Source organism: Streptomyces sp. NPDC055506 (assembly GCF_053643595.1).
In genome coordinates this window covers 1-18,243 of record NZ_JBSHKH010000151.1, presented here as the reverse complement: position 1 = coordinate 18,243, position 18,243 = coordinate 1, and the positions used below count along the sequence as shown (strand labels likewise).

17 protein-coding genes and 1 pseudogene are annotated in these 18,243 nt (G+C 71.9%); 6 read left to right on the top strand and 12 right to left on the bottom strand.

Annotation, left to right across the window (positions count from 1 at the left end; genetic code table 11):
- The first annotated feature begins 88 nt into the window (after positions 1-88).
- Positions 89-1,318, top strand: a complete 1,230-nt coding sequence (locus ACWIF2_RS35580) for a serine hydrolase domain-containing protein (RefSeq protein WP_454365143.1) — start codon at positions 89-91, stop codon at positions 1,316-1,318.
- A 5-nt stretch (positions 1,319-1,323) separates the two neighbouring features.
- Here the strand turns inward: ACWIF2_RS35580 and ACWIF2_RS35575 are convergent, their stop codons facing one another.
- From ACWIF2_RS35575 to ribA, 3 genes are all read right to left on the bottom strand, one after another.
- On the bottom strand, positions 1,324-2,484 hold the full coding sequence (locus tag ACWIF2_RS35575; protein ID WP_454365141.1) for a saccharopine dehydrogenase family protein: 1,161 nt from the start codon (positions 2,482-2,484) through the stop codon (positions 1,324-1,326).
- Entirely contained in the window at positions 2,474-3,535 is a 1,062-nt protein-coding gene (locus ACWIF2_RS35570) for a saccharopine dehydrogenase (RefSeq protein ID WP_454365139.1), read from the bottom strand. Before ACWIF2_RS35570 ends, ACWIF2_RS35575 begins: the two co-directional genes overlap by 11 nt.
- A 158-nt stretch (positions 3,536-3,693) precedes the next feature.
- Positions 3,694-4,353: a GTP cyclohydrolase II gene (ribA, locus tag ACWIF2_RS35565; RefSeq protein ID WP_382486570.1), complete on the bottom strand. Its 660-nt coding sequence runs from the start codon at positions 4,351-4,353 to the stop codon at positions 3,694-3,696.
- 41 nt (positions 4,354-4,394) lie between these two features.
- On the opposite strand from ribA, the gene ACWIF2_RS35560 reads away from it, so the two are divergent.
- Positions 4,395-5,159 (top strand): creatininase family protein, encoded by a 765-nt coding sequence (locus ACWIF2_RS35560; protein ID WP_454365137.1) that lies wholly within the window; start codon positions 4,395-4,397, stop codon positions 5,157-5,159.
- Positions 5,160-5,281: 122 nt separating this feature from the next.
- Here ACWIF2_RS35560 and ACWIF2_RS35555 read toward each other — a convergent pair.
- The 5 genes and pseudogenes from ACWIF2_RS35555 to ACWIF2_RS35535 form a co-directional block, all read right to left on the bottom strand.
- Positions 5,282-6,277: pseudogene (locus ACWIF2_RS35555) on the bottom strand (lysylphosphatidylglycerol synthase transmembrane domain-containing protein); the annotation flags it as partial.
- Complete coding sequence (locus ACWIF2_RS35550; protein ID WP_454365135.1) at positions 6,274-7,275, bottom strand: methyltransferase domain-containing protein; 1,002 nt, start codon at positions 7,273-7,275, stop codon at positions 6,274-6,276. The pseudogene ACWIF2_RS35555 and the gene ACWIF2_RS35550, both read right to left, overlap by 4 nt.
- Positions 7,276-7,346: 71 nt before the next feature.
- Positions 7,347-8,546: a glycosyltransferase family 4 protein gene (locus tag ACWIF2_RS35545; RefSeq protein WP_454365134.1), complete on the bottom strand. Its 1,200-nt coding sequence runs from the start codon at positions 8,544-8,546 to the stop codon at positions 7,347-7,349.
- A complete protein-coding gene (locus ACWIF2_RS35540; RefSeq protein WP_184588322.1) occupies positions 8,543-8,941 on the bottom strand; it encodes a 6-pyruvoyl trahydropterin synthase family protein in 399 nt (132 codons plus the stop codon). The genes ACWIF2_RS35545 and ACWIF2_RS35540 overlap by 4 nt, the downstream gene beginning before the upstream one ends.
- Positions 8,942-9,113: 172 nt before the next feature.
- Positions 9,114-10,094 carry a zinc-dependent alcohol dehydrogenase gene (locus tag ACWIF2_RS35535; protein WP_454365132.1) on the bottom strand — a complete coding sequence of 327 codons (981 nt, stop codon included), beginning with the start codon at positions 10,092-10,094 and terminating at the stop codon, positions 9,114-9,116.
- 108 nt (positions 10,095-10,202) lie between these two features.
- Between ACWIF2_RS35535 and ACWIF2_RS35530 the strand changes: the two genes are divergently transcribed.
- On the top strand, positions 10,203-10,964 hold the full coding sequence (locus tag ACWIF2_RS35530) for a CDP-alcohol phosphatidyltransferase family protein (RefSeq protein WP_454365130.1): 762 nt from the start codon (positions 10,203-10,205) through the stop codon (positions 10,962-10,964).
- Between the two features lie 12 nt (positions 10,965-10,976).
- Here the strand turns inward: ACWIF2_RS35530 and ACWIF2_RS35525 are convergent, their stop codons facing one another.
- Positions 10,977-11,360 carry a winged helix-turn-helix transcriptional regulator gene (locus tag ACWIF2_RS35525; protein ID WP_454365128.1) on the bottom strand — a complete coding sequence of 128 codons (384 nt, stop codon included), beginning with the start codon at positions 11,358-11,360 and terminating at the stop codon, positions 10,977-10,979.
- 115 nt (positions 11,361-11,475) lie between these two features.
- Here ACWIF2_RS35525 and ACWIF2_RS35520 point away from each other — a divergent pair, with 115 nt between their 5' ends.
- Complete coding sequence (locus ACWIF2_RS35520) at positions 11,476-11,877, top strand: RidA family protein (protein ID WP_454365126.1); 402 nt, start codon at positions 11,476-11,478, stop codon at positions 11,875-11,877.
- Positions 11,878-11,884: 7 nt separating this feature from the next.
- Here the strand turns inward: ACWIF2_RS35520 and ACWIF2_RS35515 are convergent, their stop codons facing one another.
- Positions 11,885-13,399 carry an ABC transporter substrate-binding protein gene (locus tag ACWIF2_RS35515; RefSeq protein ID WP_454365124.1) on the bottom strand — a complete coding sequence of 505 codons (1,515 nt, stop codon included), beginning with the start codon at positions 13,397-13,399 and terminating at the stop codon, positions 11,885-11,887.
- Positions 13,400-13,506: 107 nt separating this feature from the next.
- On the opposite strand from ACWIF2_RS35515, the gene ACWIF2_RS35510 reads away from it, so the two are divergent.
- The gene (locus ACWIF2_RS35510) at positions 13,507-14,466 is read left to right on the top strand and encodes an ATP-binding protein (RefSeq protein ID WP_454365122.1); all 960 of its coding nucleotides are present in this window, start codon (positions 13,507-13,509) and stop codon (positions 14,464-14,466) included.
- 13 nt (positions 14,467-14,479) lie between these two features.
- Here the strand turns inward: ACWIF2_RS35510 and ACWIF2_RS35505 are convergent, their stop codons facing one another.
- Positions 14,480-15,022: a hypothetical protein gene (locus ACWIF2_RS35505; protein WP_454365120.1), complete on the bottom strand. Its 543-nt coding sequence runs from the start codon at positions 15,020-15,022 to the stop codon at positions 14,480-14,482.
- A gap of 169 nt (positions 15,023-15,191) precedes the next feature.
- Between ACWIF2_RS35505 and ACWIF2_RS35500 the strand changes: the two genes are divergently transcribed.
- Positions 15,192-15,803 carry an HD domain-containing protein gene (locus ACWIF2_RS35500; protein WP_454365118.1) on the top strand — a complete coding sequence of 204 codons (612 nt, stop codon included), beginning with the start codon at positions 15,192-15,194 and terminating at the stop codon, positions 15,801-15,803.
- A gap of 230 nt (positions 15,804-16,033) precedes the next feature.
- Here the strand turns inward: ACWIF2_RS35500 and fusA are convergent, their stop codons facing one another.
- Positions 16,034-18,073, bottom strand: a complete 2,040-nt coding sequence (fusA, locus tag ACWIF2_RS35495) for an elongation factor G (RefSeq protein WP_454365116.1) — start codon at positions 18,071-18,073, stop codon at positions 16,034-16,036.
- Positions 18,074-18,243 lie beyond the last annotated feature (170 nt).

Below are 18,243 nucleotides of genomic sequence, written 5' to 3'. Positions count from 1 at the left end.
CGCAGCGACCAGGAATGGGTACAACACTCACTCCTGCTCACTGAATAGGAACGGTATGCCGGATCTCGCCGCGACGGAGGAAAGAACGATGGCACAGCTGCGGAACGAGGTCGATCCGGCCGAGGCAGGGCTGGATCCGAAGGTGCTGGACGACATGGACCGGCACTTCACCCGACTGGTCGACGAGGGGCGGCTGCCGGGCTTCCTCGTGTCGGTCGCCCGCGCCGGACACGTCGCGCACCTCACGACGCACGGGCTCCGCGACATCGCGGCCGGCCTCCCGGTCGAGCCCGACACGCTGTGGCGGGTCTACTCCATGACGAAGCCGGTCACCGCGGTCGCCGCACTGCTGCTGGTGGAGGAGGGCCGGCTGTCGCTGGACGACCCGGTCGCCCACCATCTGCCGGCCTTCGCCGAGCCGCGGGTGTACGTCGGCGGCTCCGGGGCCGACGTACGGACCCGCCCGGCCGAGGGCCCCATACTCGTCCGGCATCTCATGACCCACACCTCGGGTCTGACCTTCGGCTTCTACCACACCCACCCCGTCGACGCCCTGTACCGCGCCGCCGGCCTCGAGTCGTCGGTGCCTCCGGGCGCCGACCTGGCCGAGACCATCGAGGTGTACGCGGGCCTGCCGCTGCAGTTCGAGCCGGGCACCGAGTGGAACTACTCGGTGGCCAGCAATGTCCTGGGCCGGATCATCGAGGTCGTCTCGGGTCAGCCGCTCGATGTGTTCTGTGCCGAGCGGGTCTTCGGGCCGCTCGGTATGACGGACGCGGGTTTCCACGTCACGGACGAGCAGGCGCCCCGGCTGTCGGAGATGTACGGGGAGAAGGAGGGCGGCGGCATCGAGCCGATCCCGGGGCTGCCGCTGCACGGCCGGCCGCGGTTCCTTTCGGGCAGCGGCGGCATGGTGGCCTCCGCCCACGATTACCACCGCTTCATGGAGTTGCTGCGCCGCCGCGGCGAACTGGACGGCGTCCGGCTCCTCGCGCCCGGGACCGTGGACCTGATGACCCGCAACCACCTGCCCGACGGCGCCGACCTGCGCTCCTTCGGCAGCCGCCCCGCCCACGACGAGCCGGGGAACGAGGGGGTCGGCTTCGGCCTCAACTGCTCCGTGGTCATCGACCCGTCCCGCACCCTCGCGCCGTCCGGACTCGGCGCCTACGGCTGGAGCGGGGTGGCGACGACGACGTTCTGGGTGGACCCGGGCCGCGATCTGACGGTGCAGTTCATGACGCAGGTGCGGCCCCGGTCCTCGCACACGGTTGTCCGGGACCTGAAGAGGATGGTCCACGAGGCCCTGTCGGGCTGAGCCCGCTACCGGTCGACGCGCAGCGTGAACTCGACTCCTTCCTGGGCGAGTTCACGCAGCCACTGTTCGGACCGTGCCGCCGTCTCGGCGGCGCGGTTCAGACCCGGCGGCAGAGAGCCGTCCAGGACGTGGCGGACGCCCAGGGCCAGGGTGCGCGAGACGCAGCGGGCCATCGCGCTCTCCCGCGCGTCACCCGTCAGGTCGAGGAGGTAGCCGCCCGACCAGGTCCGCCCCGTGTCAGACGTCCGCACCTCCAGCGACACGGCGAGGACGACCCGGTCGCGATCCTCGTCCGACGTGGGATACGTCGCGGCCAGTTCCTGGGCCAGGGCGCCGATCCGCGTGTCGTCGCCCCTCTTCAGCTCCTCGAAGACCCCGTCCCAGGCCCGCAGCCAGCCCTCCAGACGCAGGGTGCCGCGTACGAACGTCCGCGGTGTCCAGGCGTCCGGCAGCCCGTACTGCGCGACGAACGGCACGCTGTCGCGGTTGGGATAGACCTCGAACGTCTCCCCCTGGACAACATGCCGCCGGGTGGCCTCCCAGGGGCGGTCGGCGACGGTCTCGGCCCCGCCCTCGATGTAACGGGCCGGGGAGCGCAGGGCGTTGAGGACGCCGGCGGGCGCCCAGCTGAAGCGGTACGTGAAGTCGTTCGGGACGGCCGGGACACCGCCGCAGTACGAGGTGAGGGTGTACGAGGCGGGCGTCCCGTCGCCGATGGCGTCCCGGGCCCGGGCGACGAGGGCGTGCGCGAAGAGGTGGTCGATGCCCGGGTCGAGCCCGGACTCGGTGAGGACGACGACCCCGGCCTTCTCCGCGGCGGGCACCTGATCCAGCACCGCCTGGGACACATAGCTGGAGCAGGCGAAGTGGGCTCCCCGCTGTACGCACTCGGCGAGCAGCGGCGCGTGTTCCGGCGCGGGCAGCATGGACACGACCACGTCGCCGGGGGCGAGTTCGGCGGCGAGCGCGGCCGGCGTGTACGCGCGGGGCTCGGCCCGTCCGGTGAGGCCCAGCCGGCCCAGGGCGTCGGCCGCGCGGCTCTCGGTGCGGTGCCAGAGCCGTACGCGCTCGGCGGTGTCGCACAGCACCGCCAGTCCGCTGCCGGTGGAGAGGCCGGCGCCGATCCAGTGGACGGTGCCGGTCGCCGGTACCGAGTCAGTGCTCATCGAACTCCCCCTTCTCGAGGCCGTGTTCACGGCAGGCCTGACGGAACCGGTCCAGGCAGCGTCCCCAGGGCCCGGCGACGCCGAAGTCGAGCAGCTGGGGACACAGGGCGGCCGAGAAGTCGGCGCTGGACTCCAGCGGCAGCAGGGAGGGGAGGTTGTCGATGGCGATCAGGTCGAGCGGTGGGTCGTCGCGCAGTCGGCGTACGGGCTCGTCCCAGTCGGTGGTGTCGTCGTACACCGGGAGGACGTTGAGCGGGGAGCCGACGTCGCAGGTCACGTCGCACAGGGTGCGCAGCCGGCGGTCCGGGGTGTCGAGGTCACGCTCGCGGAGGAAGGGCGGGACGGGGGTGGTGGCGAGCACCGCGTTCACCATCACGTCGTGCTCCAGCAGGGCGCGGCGGTCCAGGTCGCGGGTCTCGGCGAGGTCCCAGCAGGTCGGGTCGGCCCCGGCGGCGGCGAACGCCATCCGGGCACCGCGGCCGCTGCGTCCCAGGGCGCCGATGACCAGGCCGGTGAACTCGGCGTCGTCGGAGGCGGGCTTGAGGGTCTCGTCCAGCTCCTCCTTGGTGGTGGGCGTCAGCGGTGCCCGCAGTCGGCCCCGGTGCTGGAGCACCGCCAGGGCGGCGCCCAGATAGCCGGCCCAGAAGCCGAAGGCGGCGAGGCGCCGCCCGGTGTCGTCGACCAGGTACTCCAGGTCGAACAGCGTCCCGCCCCCGGCCGTGAACCGGCCCAGCAGGCCGGCCGCTCCCGGCTGGCCCTTGTAGGCATGGCCGAAGAAGATGTGCCGGTGCGTCAGTTCCGCCGGATCTTCCGGCAGTTCCTTCAGGCCGAGCACGACGGCGTCGGGCGGCGCCGTCACCCAGGAGCCCGCGGGCGCGACGCGGCAGCCGGCCGCCTCGTACTCCTCGATCGGGAAGACCCGCTGCGGGGACTCCTCCACGGTCAGTTCCACTCCGTTCCCGACGAGCCGCCGGGCGTCGTCGGGCACGATCGGTGTGCGTCGCTCGGTCGTTCGGGCCTCGTGGCGCAGCCACAGATGGAGCTCGGTCATACCAGGTGGGCCTCCGGCGTGAGGCGTCGGCCGCTGAGGGCCGACGCTCAAGGGGCTGACGTCCACGAAGCGTACGCGGCCCGCCTCCGGGTCGCGCACGAATGCGCCCAGGTCACGCCGAGGAGAACCGGAGCCCGCCCGTGCGGGCACCCGGCACCTCAGGAGGAGCTGACCACCGCGTCCAGATGGGGCAGGTGGTGGTCGAGACGCTCCCGCTTCGTCCGCAGATAGGTGATGTTGTTCTCGCACGGCGGGATCAGCAGCGGCACCTGCTCGGCGACCTGGATGCCGTGGCTCACCAGGGCCTCGCGCTTGCGCGGGTTGTTGGACATCAGGCGGACGGACTTCACGCCCAGGTCCTCCAGGATGCGGGCGGCCACCCCGTAGTCGCGGGCGTCGACCGGCAGGCCCAGGGCGAGGTTGGCCTCGACGGTGTCCAGGCCCTCCGCCTGCAGGGCCATCGCGCGCAGCTTGGCGAGCAGGCCGATGCCACGGCCTTCATGCCCTCTGAGGTAGACGACGACACCGGCGCCCTCGGCGACGACCGCGCGCAGGGCGGCGTCGAGCTGGTCGCCGCACTCGCAGTGCTGGGAGCCGAAGGCGTCGCCGGTCAGGCACTCCGAGTGCAGCCGGATGAGTACGTCGTCCGTGCCGAGCTCGCCGTAGACCAGCGCCACCTGTTCGTCACCGCGGTCGTGGTCGAGGTAGCCGACGGCCTGGAATTTCCCGTACACGGTGGGCAAGGGCGCATTCACGACGCGTTCCACGCCGGTCCGCTGCGGTGACTTCTTGCCGAGTACGCCAATTTTTTCTGTCATGATTCTCGAGTTCCTAAGCAGAGACGAAAGGCCGTGACGTTATGAGTGATCTGGTGCCGGCGGACACCACGGAAGACGTACGGACGCGGGGCGCCGGTGTCTCACGGCAGGTCGCGGTGCTTCCCGTGGGGAGCTTCGAGCAGCACGGTGCGTTTCTTCCGCTGGCGACCGACACGCTCGTCGCCTGTGCCGTCGCGCGGGAGATAGCCGGCGCGTACCCGGTGCACCTCCTTCCTCCGGTGACGATCTCGTGCTCGCACGAGCACGCGGCCTGGCCGGGGACCGTCAGCATCTCCTCGGTGACCCTTCATGCGGTGGTACGGGACATTGCGGCTTCGCTCCGCCGGTCCGGCGTCGAGGCCCTGGTGGTGGTCAACGGGCACGGCGGAAACTACGTACTGGGCAACGTGGTTCAGGAATCCTCCGCCCGCGGCGAGCGGATGGCGCTCTTCCCGGCCCCGGAGGACTGGGAGGAGGCGCGGCAGCGGGCGGGTGTGGTCACCTCGCTGCTCACCGACATGCACGCGGGGGAAATAGAAACCTCCATCCTTCTGCACGCTCATCCCGAAATGCTCCGACCCGGTTATGAGACCTCCGATTTCGTCGCTGACGACCGTCGTCATCTGCTCACCCTCGGCATGTCCGGCTATACCGATTCGGGTGTCATCGGCCGTCCTTCGCTGGGTTCGGCGGAAAAGGGGAAGGAACTCCTGGCGAGCCTGGCGGATTCCTTCGGGGCGTATTTCTCGATGCTGACCTCCGCGGGCGACGGGGCCGCCTCCACGAGCGACGGGGCTGACGGGTAGTCATTCCCGGTCCGGGACCGGGCACGCAGGCCCGTGTACCAGCGGGCGACGAGCACGATCAGGCCGGGCAGGCTCGCCACGAGGCTGAGCACCCCGTAGACGACCGCGACGGCGAGTCCCCGGCCGGCGCCCAGACCCGCGGCGCCGAACGCCCAGGCGGTGACGCCCTCCCTCGGCCCCCAGCCGCCGACGTTCAGCGGCAGTCCCATCGCCAGCAGCGCGAGGACCGCGAGCGGCAGCAGGACGGCCACGGAGGCGGCGGCCCCGGCGACGCGGGCGGCGAGTACGAACATGGCCACGTAACCTGCCAGAACGACCACGGAGGAGACAATGACTCCGGGCCCGTTGCTGCGGGACAGCAGCCCTTCGCGCGCTTCGGCGAGGACGCCGCGCAGCTTCCGGCCCCGGCGTGAGGGCGCCGCCCGGTTCATGCGCAGGGCGAGGACGACGGCGAGGGCGCCCACCGCGGCCAGGGCCGCGAGCGGGGCGATGTGCCGGGCCTCGTCCAGCACCGGGGACGGCATGGTCAGCAGCACCACGGCGCCGACGGCGAACAGCGCGATCTGCCCGGCGGCCCGTTCCAGCACGACCGCCTTCACGCCCCGGCCCAGGTCGCCCTCGCTCTGCCCGTGCCGGACCGCCCGGTGCACATCGCCGAGGACGCCGCCGGGCAGCGCCGCGTTGAGGAACAGCGCGCGGTAGTAGTCGGCGACGGCCGGTCCGAACGGCAGCCGGATCCTGAGCCCCCGCGCCACGAGCGCCCACCGCCAGGCGCTGAACACCGTGGTGACGAGCCCGATTCCGAGCGCCAGGACCAACGACGTGCCGTCGATCCGGCTCAGCCCGTCCAGGAAGACACCGGTACCGAGGCGCCACAACAGCACAGCGAGGATGGCGACTCCGGCGAGGGTGCCGAGATGCGTACGGACCTTGCGGGAGCCGACCCGGGCCAGGGCGGCCCGGATCGGGCCCGGCGACGGGGAACCGGCGGGGCGGGAAGCCTCCGGTGCCGCAGCACCGGGTTCCCCGAGCGGACTCCCGCTGTCGCCGCTCCGGGGCAGCCGGTCGCTCTCGAGGGACCTCGGTCGCGGACGCGTCCCCGTCGCCTGGGGGCTCATGACGCTCCGCCCACCGGACGGCTCAGGGCCAGCAGGTCGGTGTGGTGGACGATGACGCGCAACTGGCCGGCGGCGCAGGCGGCCAGGCGTTCGGCCAGGTAGGCGTCGGCGCGGTCGCGCAGGTCGGGGCGTTCCTCGACGGCGGCGCCGACCCAGCCGCGCAGCCACTGTTCGGTGAGCGCGGCCTGCTCGGGGCCGAGCCGCCAGGGGCTCGGGTGCAGCCGTACGGTCGCGCCGTGTTCGGAGAACGCCTCGGCCGCCGCCGTGACCGCGTCCGGGCCGAGCAGGCCGTCACGGCGCTGGTGTTCGTTGAACGCCTGGGCGATCTCCGTGTCCAGCGGGTGGGACGGGGTCAGTTCGACCCGCCCGGCGACGGACAGCGTCAGCAGCGCGGGGCAGCCGGCTCCGGCGCAGGCGGCGGCGAGGGCGTCGATCTCGTCACGGGTGAGGACGTCCAGCAGCGCGGACGCCGTCACCAGGTTCGCGCCCTTCAGGGCGTCCGGCGTGAGGCGGGCGACGTCACCGCGCCGGGTCTCGACCGAGACCCGGCTGCCGTCGGCGGCCGAGCGCGGGGAGGCGACGGCGGCGAAGTGCAGCAGGTAGGGGTCGCGGTCGTGCAGGACCCAGTGCTGGGCGCCGTCCAGGCGGGGGGCGAGCCAGCGGCCCATCGAGCCGGTGCCGCAGCCCAGGTCGTGGATGGTGACGCCCGACTTCCCCGGCAGGTTGGCGAGCCGGATGCGCAGCGGGTCGAGCAGGTCGTACGCCCGCGCGTCGGCGTCGGCGGGCTCCCGCAGCTCCAGCCACTCGGGCGCGTAGCGCGGCGGATCGCCGGGGTCGGCATCGCGGAGCTTCACGGTGGGCCGGGAGCCGGGTGTGCCGCTGGGGCCGGCGCCCGGGATGACGGCGTCACCCGCCCACGCGATCACCACGTCGCCCGGTGCCGCCGCGGTGTCACCCGGCTTCGCAGCCGTGGCGTCCGCCGGCTGGGCGGTTTCCATCGACTCGGCATCTCCTCTGGGTCCGGGCTGCGTCGGAATCGCCCCGCTCTGCTGGGTCGTCGCCGGGTTCGTCATGCGGCCCTCCGGGGTTCGGTCGGAAGCCGGCGCAGTACCGCCGCCAGGCTCTGTGCGGTCGTCGCCCAGCCGTCGAGGGAGGCGCGGCGACTGCGGGCGGCGGCCTTGAGGCGACGCCGTACGTCCGCCTCGCCGAACCAGCCGCGCAGTTCGGCGGCGATGGCGGCGGGATTCTCCGGCGGGACGAGAATGCCGGGCACGCCGCCGTCGGGGGCGCGGCCGACCGCCTCGGGGAGCCCGCCCACGTCCGTGGCCATGACAGGGATGCCCCGGGCCAGTGCCTCGGTGACGGCCATGCCGTAGGTCTCGGCGTAGGAGGTGAGGACCATCAGGTCGGCGGTGGCGTAGCTGGCGTCGAGTGCGGCGCCGGACTTCGGGCCCGCCAGCTCCAGCCGGTCCTCGAGGCCGTGCTCGGCGATGAGGGACCGCAGATGGGCGACGTACTCGGGCTCCTGGGTGAGGCTGCCGACGAAGACGCAGCTCCACCGCAGGTCGGTCACCGTGGCCAGCGCCTCCACCAGCCGGTGCTGGCCCTTGCGCGGGGTCACGGCGGCCACGCACAGCAGACGCGAGACACCGTCGGTGCCGGGCGCGAGGGGCGCGATGTCGGCACCGGGGGCCGCGACGTGGACGCGCTCCGGGGGAAGGCCGTGGTGGGAGACCAGGCGGCGGACCGCCCAGTCACTGGTGGCGATGACCGCCGGCACGGCCCGCAGCACCGCCCGCTCCTTGGCGTCCAGTTCGGCGGCCACGACCGGGTCGAGCCCCGTCTCGTCGCCGAGCGGGAGATGGACGAGGACGACCATGCGCAGCCGTTCGGCCTCCGGCACGACGATCTCCGGGACCCCGCAGGCCACCAGGCCGTCGAGCAGGACGACGGCACCGTCCGGCAGTCCGCTCAGGGCGCGGGCCAGTTCCGTACGGGCCTCGGCCGAGGGCCGGGGCCAGTCACCGGCGACGGCGTGCTTGGTCACCTGCCAGCCGAAGCCGGGCAGGTCCAGGCAGACGCGCCGGTCGTAGGCGTTGCCGCCGCTGGGGGCCGCCGGGTCGTCGATGCCGCCCGGGAGCACGAAGTGCACGGTGCGCAGGGACATGGGGATGATCTCGGCGTTCTTCAGGGCGGCGTGCTGCACCGGAACATAGTTCAGGCGTGCCGGTCCGGTCTGCCCGGGCCGCTCGATGGTCGTGTCGGTCACAGCGCACGCTCGTAACTCGCCCAGGCGATGTGCGACTCGTGCAGGGTGACGGACAGGCCCGCGATGCCCTTGGCGCCCTCGCCCAGCGCGCCCTTGTGGATGCGCTCGGCGAGGCGGTCGGCGATGACCTTGGCGAGGAACTCCGTGGAGGTGTTGACCCCGGCGAAGTCGGGTTCGTTGTCGAGGTTGCGGTAGTTCAGCTCGCTGACAACGGCTCCGAGTTCCTGGGTGGCCAGCCCGATGTCGACGACGATGTTGTCCTCGTCCAGCTGTTCGCGCCGGAACGTGGCGTCCACGAGGAACGTGGCCCCGTGCAGGCGCTGCGCCGGTCCGAAGACGTCGCCACGGAAGCTGTGGGCGATCATGATGTGATCGCGGACGGTGATGCTGAACAACGGACGACCCTCCAGGTGCGGCGCGTCTGCTCCCCCGCTGTTGGCTGCCGGGGATGCCGGGTAATACGGCTCCTTGCCTTCCCCTGTTCAGCCTCCGCTACGTCTTTTCTCAGGTCAGGCGCTCTTGTCGTACCGATGTCGTACCGGATGGAACGAATCGTCAGCCGATGCGTCAATCGCTCTCGTCGTAGCGGACGCGGTGGCACAGGGCGGAGATCTCTCCGGAGACGAGCCTCGGCAGCACGTCGGGCAGCTCCTCGAAGGCGGATTCGCCGGTGACGAGGGCGTCGAGCGCCGGGTCGGCGAGCAGGTCGAGGGCGACGGCGAGCCGGTCGGCGTAGGTGCGGCCCGGGCGGGCCGGGGAGACGGTGCCGACCTGGCTGGAGCGGATGACGAGCCGCCGGGAGTGGAAGGCCTCGCCGAGCGGCAGGCTGATCCGCCGGTCGCCGTACCAGCTCAGTTCGAGCACGGTCCCCTCGGCGGTGAGGAGTTCCAGGGACCTGGTGAGTCCCTGCTCGGTGGCGCTGGCGTGGACGACCAGGTCGCAGTCGCCCTCGGCGTCCGCGGGGGTGGCGAAGCCGACGCCCAGGGCCTTCGCGATGGCGGCACGGGACGGGTCGGCGTCGACCAGCTGGACCCGGGCGCCGGGGAACCGGGCGAGCAGGGCGGCCACGGAGCAGCCGACCATGCCGCCGCCGACGACGGCGATCCGGTCGCCGACCAGGGGCGCGGCGTCCCACAGGGCGTTGACGGCGGTCTCCACGGTCCCGGCGAGCACGGCCCGTTCGGCCGTCACGGTGTCCGGTACGGGCGTGACGGCGCGGGCCGGGACGACGTAGCGGCTCTGATGGGGGTAGAGGCAGAACACCGTACGGCCGGCGAGTTCCTCGGGCCCTTCCTCCACCACGCCGACGTTGAGGTAGCCGTACTTCACGGGGCCCGGGAAGTCGCCCTCCTGGAACGGTGCCCGCATCGCGGTGTGCTGGCTGACCGGCACGCCGCCGCGGAAGACGAGCGTCTCCGTGCCGCGGCTCACTCCGGAGTACAGCGCGCGGACCAGCACCTCGTCCTCGCCGGGTTCCGGCAGGGTGACGTCCCGGATGGCGCCTCGCCCAGGCGAGTCGATCCAGAACGCCCGTGCGGTGTGCTTCATCGAAGTCCTCCTGAACGATCGGGAAGCTGCTTGCGTACCGAGGGGTGCACAGGCCGCGCACAAGGTAGCGGCGTTGATCGACTCTGTCACACGGCCGGAGGGTGTTCGGTGGCCCTGAACAACACTTACGACGCGAGGCTCGTACAGCAGGAGACCGCCCTGGGGGCGGGAGTGCAGATCCTGCTGCTCGCCCTGATCGGTACGGCGATCGGGATGGGCCCGGCGGGCTGGCTGACCGGCCTCGCGTTCGCCCTCGCCACCTGGGCGGTGCTCTCCCGGGCCCTGCACCGCTCCCGGCTGCGCTCCTTCGGCGCGGCCAACCGGGTCACCCTCGGCCGTGCCACCCTCGTCGGCGGGGTCACCGCCCTGGTCGCGGACTCCTTCCAGAGCTCGCCGCCCGTGTCGCTGTTCGTCGGCCTGACGGCCATCGCCCTGATCCTCGACGGCGTCGACGGCAAGGTGGCCCGCCGCACCGGCACCTCCACGGCGCTGGGCGCGCGCTTCGACATGGAGGTCGACGCGTTCCTGATCCTGGTGCTGAGCGTGTACGTGTCGATGGAGCAGGGCCCGTGGGTGCTGCTCATCGGCGGGATGCGGTACGTCTTCGTCGCCGCCGCGCGGGTCTGGCCCTGGCTGACCGCCGCCCTCCCGCCGAGCACCGCCCGCAAGACGGTGGCGGCGCTCCAGGGCGTGCTCCTGCTGGTGGCGGGCGCCGATCTGCTGCCGTACGCGGGCAACTTCGGGGTCGCCGCCCTGGCCCTGGGCCTGCTGGTGTGGTCGTTCGGGCGTGATGTGCTGTGGCTGTACCGGACCTCGCGGGTCGAGGAGACGGCGCCCCGGCAGCAGGTGCGGGAACTGGTCGCGAGCTGACGCTCCGGCCGGTCAGGCCTCGAACCGCCCTCGCGCGGTCTCGATGTGACCGAGGTACTGGTGGGTCCAGCCGCAGAGCAGGTCGACCGTGGCCCGCAGGGCCCGGCCCGGCTCGGTGAGCGTGTACTCGACCTTCGGCGGCACGGTGGGGTGCACCTTCCGGTCGACCAGGCCGTTGCGCTCCAGCATCCGCAGGTTCTGAGTGAGCATCTTGTGGCTGACGCCCTCGACCTCGTCGCGCAACTCGCTGAAGCGCAGGGTGCGTTCACCGAGGGCCTCGATGATCAGCAAGGCCCACTTGTTGGCGACGTCCGAGAAGATCTCACGCGCCAGCGAGTCCGCCCGCCGCAGATCGGCGTCCTCGGGCAGTCCGTTCAATTCCTGCTTGGTCACCATCTGGTTCCCCAGTCACCGAAAAGTGCGTTCTTCCAGGTCGGCGGTCACTCTCCTACAGTTCCCGAGTAACCGCAAGAGAGCACGTGGACGCGTGCTCGACGGAAGGACAGGAACTGTGACGACTCCCGATGTCTACGACCACGCCATTCCGGCCGAGACCCACTTCGGCTACGCGCAGGCGATCAGGTCCGGCGACCTGATCCATGTCTCCGGGCAGCTCGCGTGGGACGAGGCGGGCGGCTTCCGCCCCGAGGACGACTGGGCCACCCAGCTCGAGAAGACCCACGTCAACATCGACAAGGTCCTGGCCCACTACGGCGTCACGCGCAACCAGGTCGTCTCCCAGACGCTGTACGCGGTGGACCTGGTGCGTCACGCCGATGTGCTGGCCAAGGCCAACCGGGCGTATTTCGGCGACCACCGCCCGGTCAGCACGGCCCTCGGTGTCCCCGAGTTGACCTTCCCCGGGCAGTTGGTCGAGATCAGCTGCGTGGCCGACACCCAGCTGCCCGCGTGAAGGTGCCTCAGCGGCGCGTCCCGGTGCCCACCAGGGTCCGCTCGTAGGGGTCGAGGACGACGCCCCGGACCTTGGTGGAGACGCCGGCGATGATCTGCTGGTGGGCCAGCGGCACGACGGCGTCCGTACCGAGGATCGCGGCCTCGGCGGCCATGGCCGCGTCCTGCCGCTCGCCGGTGCCGTCGGTCCCGTCGGCCTTGGCGACGGCCCGGTCGACGTTCTTGTCGCACAGCCGGGCCAGGTTGTAGCCGCCGTCGCAGGTGTAGTCGCTGCCGAGGACGCCGACGGGGTCGCCGGTGTCGAGGAGGCTGTTGCGGGCGCCGATGAACGCGTCGAACTTCCCGGCGAGGGCGTCGCTCTCCAGCCGTGAGTACTCGCGCACCTCCAGCTTCACCGTGAAGCCGGCCTTCTCCAGCTGCTGTTGCACGACCTGGGCGGTCTCGGGCAGCTCGGGCCGGTTGTCGTAGGTGGCGAGGGTGATCCGCTCGCCGTCGGGCTCGGCGGCGTCCGCGCGTCCGGCCGGCTTCACCCGCTTGCTCTCGGCCCAGGTGACGGCTGGACCGTAGACGCCCGCGCCCGGGTCGGCGTAGCCCTCGAAGACGCCCTTGACGATGGTGGAGGAGTCGATCGCCGTGCGGGCGGCGGCGCGCAGCTTCGGGTCCTTGAAGGGGCCTGTCCTGGTGTTGAGCTGCAGGCTGGTGGTGCGGGTGGTGCCGGCTTCCTTCAGGGTCGCCTTGTCGAGCGTGGCGGCCTGGGAGACGGGGATGGCCTCGGCTATGTCGATGTCGCCGGTGCGGACCGCGTTGGCGCGTGCGGTGCCGTCCTTGACGAAGCGCGCGTCGATGCCGGAGGCCTGGGCGCGGCCTCCCCAGTAGTCGTCGAAGCGGGCGAGGGTCGCGGAGCCGCCGCCGTTTACCTTGGTGATCTCGAAGGGCCCGGTGGCGGTTCCGACCGGGTCGGGGTTGCCCTTCTCGCGGTAGGCCTTCGGGGAGAGGATCGCGAGGCTCGGGCTGGACAGACGCATGGGCAGGACGGGGTCGGCCGCGGCAGTGGTGACGCGTATGCCGCGGTCGCCGTCGGCCTTCGCGTCGAGCGTGACTCCGGCGAGGGCGGCGGGCGCGGGCTTCGCCTCCGTGGCGCGGGTGAGTGCCTCGGCCACGGCAGCCGGGGTGACCTCCGCGCCGTCCTGGAAGGTCGCCTCGCGCAGGGTGAACCGCCAAGTGCGGTCGTTCTCCCGGCGCCAGGACTCGGCGAGCGCGGGGGACGCGGCACCGTTGGCGTCCAGGGCGGTCAGGCCCTCGGTGACGCCGAGCCGGCTGAGGAGCGTGGCGTCGGCTCCGTACGGCGAGAAGTTCTCGGCGGGCGGGAAGGCGAGGGCGACCCGCAGCCGGGAGCCGGACTGCCCGCCGTTCGACGACGACTCCCCTCCCGGGGAGGCGAAGCACCCGGCCAGGCTCGGGACGAGGACGAGGGCGGCGAGGAACCGGAAGGGGCTGTTGATGCTCTGAACACGCACTTGCACAGCATATGCATCAAGCGATCTCGAACGGCCCAAGGGATTTGACAGTGGTGACGATCACTCCCTAAACCTATCCACATGACATCCATTTTCAAAAAGGTGGAGCGACCGTGAGGATCGCGTTCGTCGGCAAGGGCGGCAGCGGCAAGACCACGCTGTCGGCACTCTTCTCCCGCCACTTGGCGCGCTCCGGCGCCCAGGTCCTCGCCATCGACGGCGACATCAACCAGCACCTGGCCGAGGCGCTCGGCGGACAGGAGCAGTCCGCCCCGCCCCTGGGCGCCCACCTGTCCTCGATCAAGGACTGCCTGCGCGGTACGAACCCCCGCATTCCCTCCCGCGAGGCGATGATCAAGACCACTCCCCCGGGCCGCGGCTCCCGACTGCTGCGTCCGCTCGGCGACGACGAACTGCACGCCCGGCACGTCGGCCGCGCGGGCGGCGTACCCCTGATGGTCACGGGCGAGTTCGACGAGTCCGACCTGGGCGTGGCCTGCTACCACTCCAAGCTCGGCGCGGTCGAGCTGTACCTCGGCCACCTGCTGGACGGGCCCGGTGAATACGTCGTGGTCGACATGACGGCGGGCGCGGACGCCTTCGCCTCCGGCCTGTTCACCCGCTTCGACATCACCTTCCTGGTGGCGGAGCCCACCCGCAAGGGCGTCTCCGTCTACCGCCAGTACCGCGACCACGCCCGCGAGTTCGGCATCCGGGTCGCCGTGGTCGGCAACAAGGTGACCTGCGAGGACGACCTGCTCTTCCTCAAGGAAGAGGTGGGGGACGACCTTCTGACGCACCTGATCCACTCCCCCTGGGTCCGCGCGGCCGAACAGGGCCGCGCCGAGGCCGGCCCGGACCCCCTGGCATCCCTGGAGCCGCACAACCGCCACGCCCTCGACATCCTCCGCGAGGCGGTCGACTCCCACCCCCGTGACTGGGACCGGCTCCACCGGCACGCCGTCGAGTTCCACCTGCGCAACGCCCGTGCTTGGGCGGACGGCCGCACGGGCGAGGACTTGGCGGCCCAGGTGGATCCGGACTTCGTCCCCGGGCCGGCCGCCCTGCGCTGACTCACACCACCGGCTACTCGATCCCCGTGGCGTCGAGTAGCCGGACCACGTCCTTGCGCCCGTACCCGAGCAGTCGGGCGCGGTCGGCGGCCATCAGCACCAAGTGCGCCACGATCTGCGCCGCGTGTCCGTTCTTGTCGTCCGCGTCGAACCATTCCTGGGGCTTCTCGACACCCAGGCTGTTCATCACCAGCCCGTGCTCTCGGCGGACCTCCGCGACGGTGGCGGCGACCGCGTCCATGAGCGTCTTCCCCGGCCGCTCGCACTCCAGGGCGAAGCACCCCCAGTCGACCGGCACGCACCCCTCCGGTGGACGCGCCCGCAGCCCCGCATACCTTTCGTCGCCGAACCCGGAGGCCCGGAACTCGTCGTGCACCAAGGAGAACCGATGGAACCCGGGCGGGACCGGAGGCGGAGGGGGCGTGTACTCCCACCCGGCGTCCTCGTACAGCTGCCGCTTCACCTCTTCTTCTTCGGCATGCGTCACGGTGAAGCCGTTCGCCTCGTTGCGCCCGGTCGTCGTGCCGTCCGGGTTGCGGCGGAAGGTCAGTCCCATGGTGTGCTCCCGTTACCGTGCTGAGAATGGACAACAAGTCCCGTCACCAGCTCGAACGGCCCGCGGACCGGGCAGGTGCCCACTCCCCGAAGCACCATCCGATCGCGTGAAGAAGGGCGTTGCGGGAACTGCTCGGCTCAGCCGGATGAACGGTTGTTACGCTCTCTCGATGAGGATTCCGGATCCCGAAGAGATCCGTGCGCTGCACGAGCGGCACGCGCCCACCCCCGAGGCGTTCGCGCTCGTCCACACGCACTGCGAGATCGTCTGGGCCATCGCCGAGCAGCTCCTGGTCGCGCCCCATCTCGCCCACCTCGACGCCGAGCTGGTCCGCGCCGGCTGCCTCCTCCACGACATCGGCGTCTACCGCCTCTACGGGGACGACGGACGGCTGGACCACGCGAACTACATCCGGCACGGACTGCTCGGCCACGAGATCCTCGAAGCGGAGGGCTTCCCCGATATCCTCCGCCGCTTCTGCTCCCACCACACCGGTGTGGGCCTCACGCGGCACGACATCGTGAGCCAGGGCCTGCCCCTCCCTCCCGCCGACTACCTGGCAGTCACGGAGGAGGAAAAGCTGGTGATGTACGCGGACAAGTTCCACACCAAGTCCAGGCCGTCGGTGTTCCTCTCCCCCGACGAATACGCCACCCACGTGCGGCGCTTCGGTGCGGACAAGGTGACCGCCTTCCAGGCCCTGCGCGCGGAGTTCGGCGATCCCGACCTCACCGGGCCGGTGCCGTGCGGCGGCAGCATCCAGCGGGTGGCCGGTACGTAGGTGACTCATGGCGCCGGCTGGGACGAGATGGCCGAGGCCGCAGGTCGACTACGCCGGCGCTCCGGCATGCATCGCCAACCACACCGGGCGAGCGCACTCCGTCGCGATCGCCGACCAGGCCTGAGGCCACATCCGCCAGATCCTCCGGGACCTCGCGCGGGAGGGTCTGCTGACGAAGGTGGAGGACCGGCCCCTTCCCGTCGCGCGAAGGGAAGGGACCGACCACGCTCCTAGCGCACCACGGTCGCCGCGGGCGCCGGGGCGTAACCCGTAGGCCGGGCCGTGAAGGTGCCTCGGCCCTGGGTGCGGCTGCGCAACCGGGTCGCGTAGCCGAACAGTTCGGCCAGCGGCACCGTGGCGGTGACGACCGCCGCGCTCGCCCGGGTGACCGAGCCGCTCACCCGTCCGCGCCGGGCGGCGAGGTCGCCGAGCACACCGCCCACCGCGTCCTCGGGCACGGTGACCGTGACCTCGACGACCGGCTCCAGCAGGACCATCGCGCAGGCGCGCAGGGCCTCGCGGAGGCCGAGCCGGCCGGCCGTGCGGAACGCCGTGTCCGAGGAGTCCTTCACATGGGTCGCCCCGTCGGTGAGCGTGACGCGCAGCCCGGTCACCGGGTGACCGCCGAGCGGCCCTTCGGCGAGGGCGTCGCGGCAGCCTGCCTCGACGGCCCGGACGTACTCCTGCGGCACGCGCCCGCCGACGACGGCCGAGCGGAAGGCGAAGCCACCGTCGTACGGCTCGACGTCGAGGACGACATGGGCGAACTGCCCTGCCCCGCCGTCCTGTTTGACATGCCGGAACACCAGTCCGGACACGCCCCGGCCGACCGTCTCGCGATAACTGACCCTGGGGCGCCCGATGTTGACGTCCACTCCGAGCTCGCGCCGGAGCTTCTCCACCGCCACCTCCAGGTGCAGTTCACCCATGCCGGAGAGCACCGTCTGGCCGGTCTCCGGGTCGGTCCGCACGACCAGCGAGGGATCCTCCTCGGTCAGCCGCGCGAGCCCCGACGCCAGCCGGTCGGTGTCGCCGGTCCTGCGAGACTCGACCGCGACCGAGACCACCGGCTCGGGCACGCCCGGAGGCTCCAGGACGAGCGGGGCGTCCGGCGCGCACAGGGTCGAGCCGGCGCGGGCGGACTTCAGCCCGACGACCGCGACGATGTCGCCGGCGACCGCCCGGTCCAGCGGTGCGTGCCGGTCGGCCTGGACGCGCAGGATCCGGCCGATCCGCTCGGTGCGCCGCGCGCTCGCGTCCCACAGGGTGTCTCCCTTCTCGATCGTTCCCGAGTAGATCCGCAGGTAGGTCAGCCGTCCCGTCGGGGTGGCGTGCACCTTGAAGGCGAGGGCCGCAGGCGGCGCCGCCGGGTCGGCGGGCCGCTCCTGTTCCTCGCCGTCGTCGGTGCCACGGACCGGCGGCACGTCCAGCGGCGACGGCAGATAGGCCACGACCGCGTCGAGCAGCGGTTCGACACCGCGGTTGCGGTACGCCGAGCCGCACAGCACGACCACACCGTCGCCGTCCCGGGTCAGGTCCCGCAGCGCCGCGGAGAGGGTCCGCTCGCCCAGCGTGCCCGTGGCGCAGAACTCCTCCAGCGCGCCCGGATGGAGTTCCGCCACGGCTTCCTCCAGCGCCCGGCGGCGTGCCAGGACTTCGTCCCGGAGGCCGTCCGGCACCGGTGTCTCCTCACAGGTGTCACCGTCGCTCCACAGCAGCGCGCGCAGGCGTACGAGGTCGACGACACCGGTGAAGGTGTCCTCCGTACCGATCGGCACCTGCACGACCAGCGGGGCCGGGTGCAGCCGCTCCCGGATCGACGCCACGGCCGCGTCGAGGTCGGCACCGGCGCGGTCCATCTTGTTGACGAACGCGATCCTCGGTACGCCGTGCCGGTCGGCCTGCCGCCACACCGACTCGCTCTGCGGCTCCACCCCGGCCACCGCGTCGAACACGGCCACCGCGCCGTCGAGCACCCGCAGCGCACGCTCCACCTCGTCGGCGAAGTCGACGTGCCCCGGGGTGTCGATCAGGTTGATCCGGTGACCGTCCCAGGCGCAGCTCACCGCCGCGGCGAAGATGGTGATGCCCCGGTCGCGCTCCTGCGGGTCGAAGTCCGTGACGGTCGTGCCGTCGTGGACCTCGCCACGCTTGTGCGTGGTTCCGGTGGCGAACAGGATCCGTTCGGTGACGGTGGTCTTGCCGGCGTCGACGTGGGCGAGGATGCCGAGGTTGCGGACGACGGCGAGCGGGTTGTGGTTGATGCGCACGGCCCATGGCCTTTCGAGGCGATCAGGAAAGGGGCAGCGCGATTTCCGGGCGAGGCAGATGTGCCGTGCACATCGCCACCGCCCGCAGTCGAGGCGGTGCGACGGACTCCCTGCTGCGTGCCGTCGGACGACTCCACACGAGTGGCCTGTCCCCGGACTGGAACGCCGTG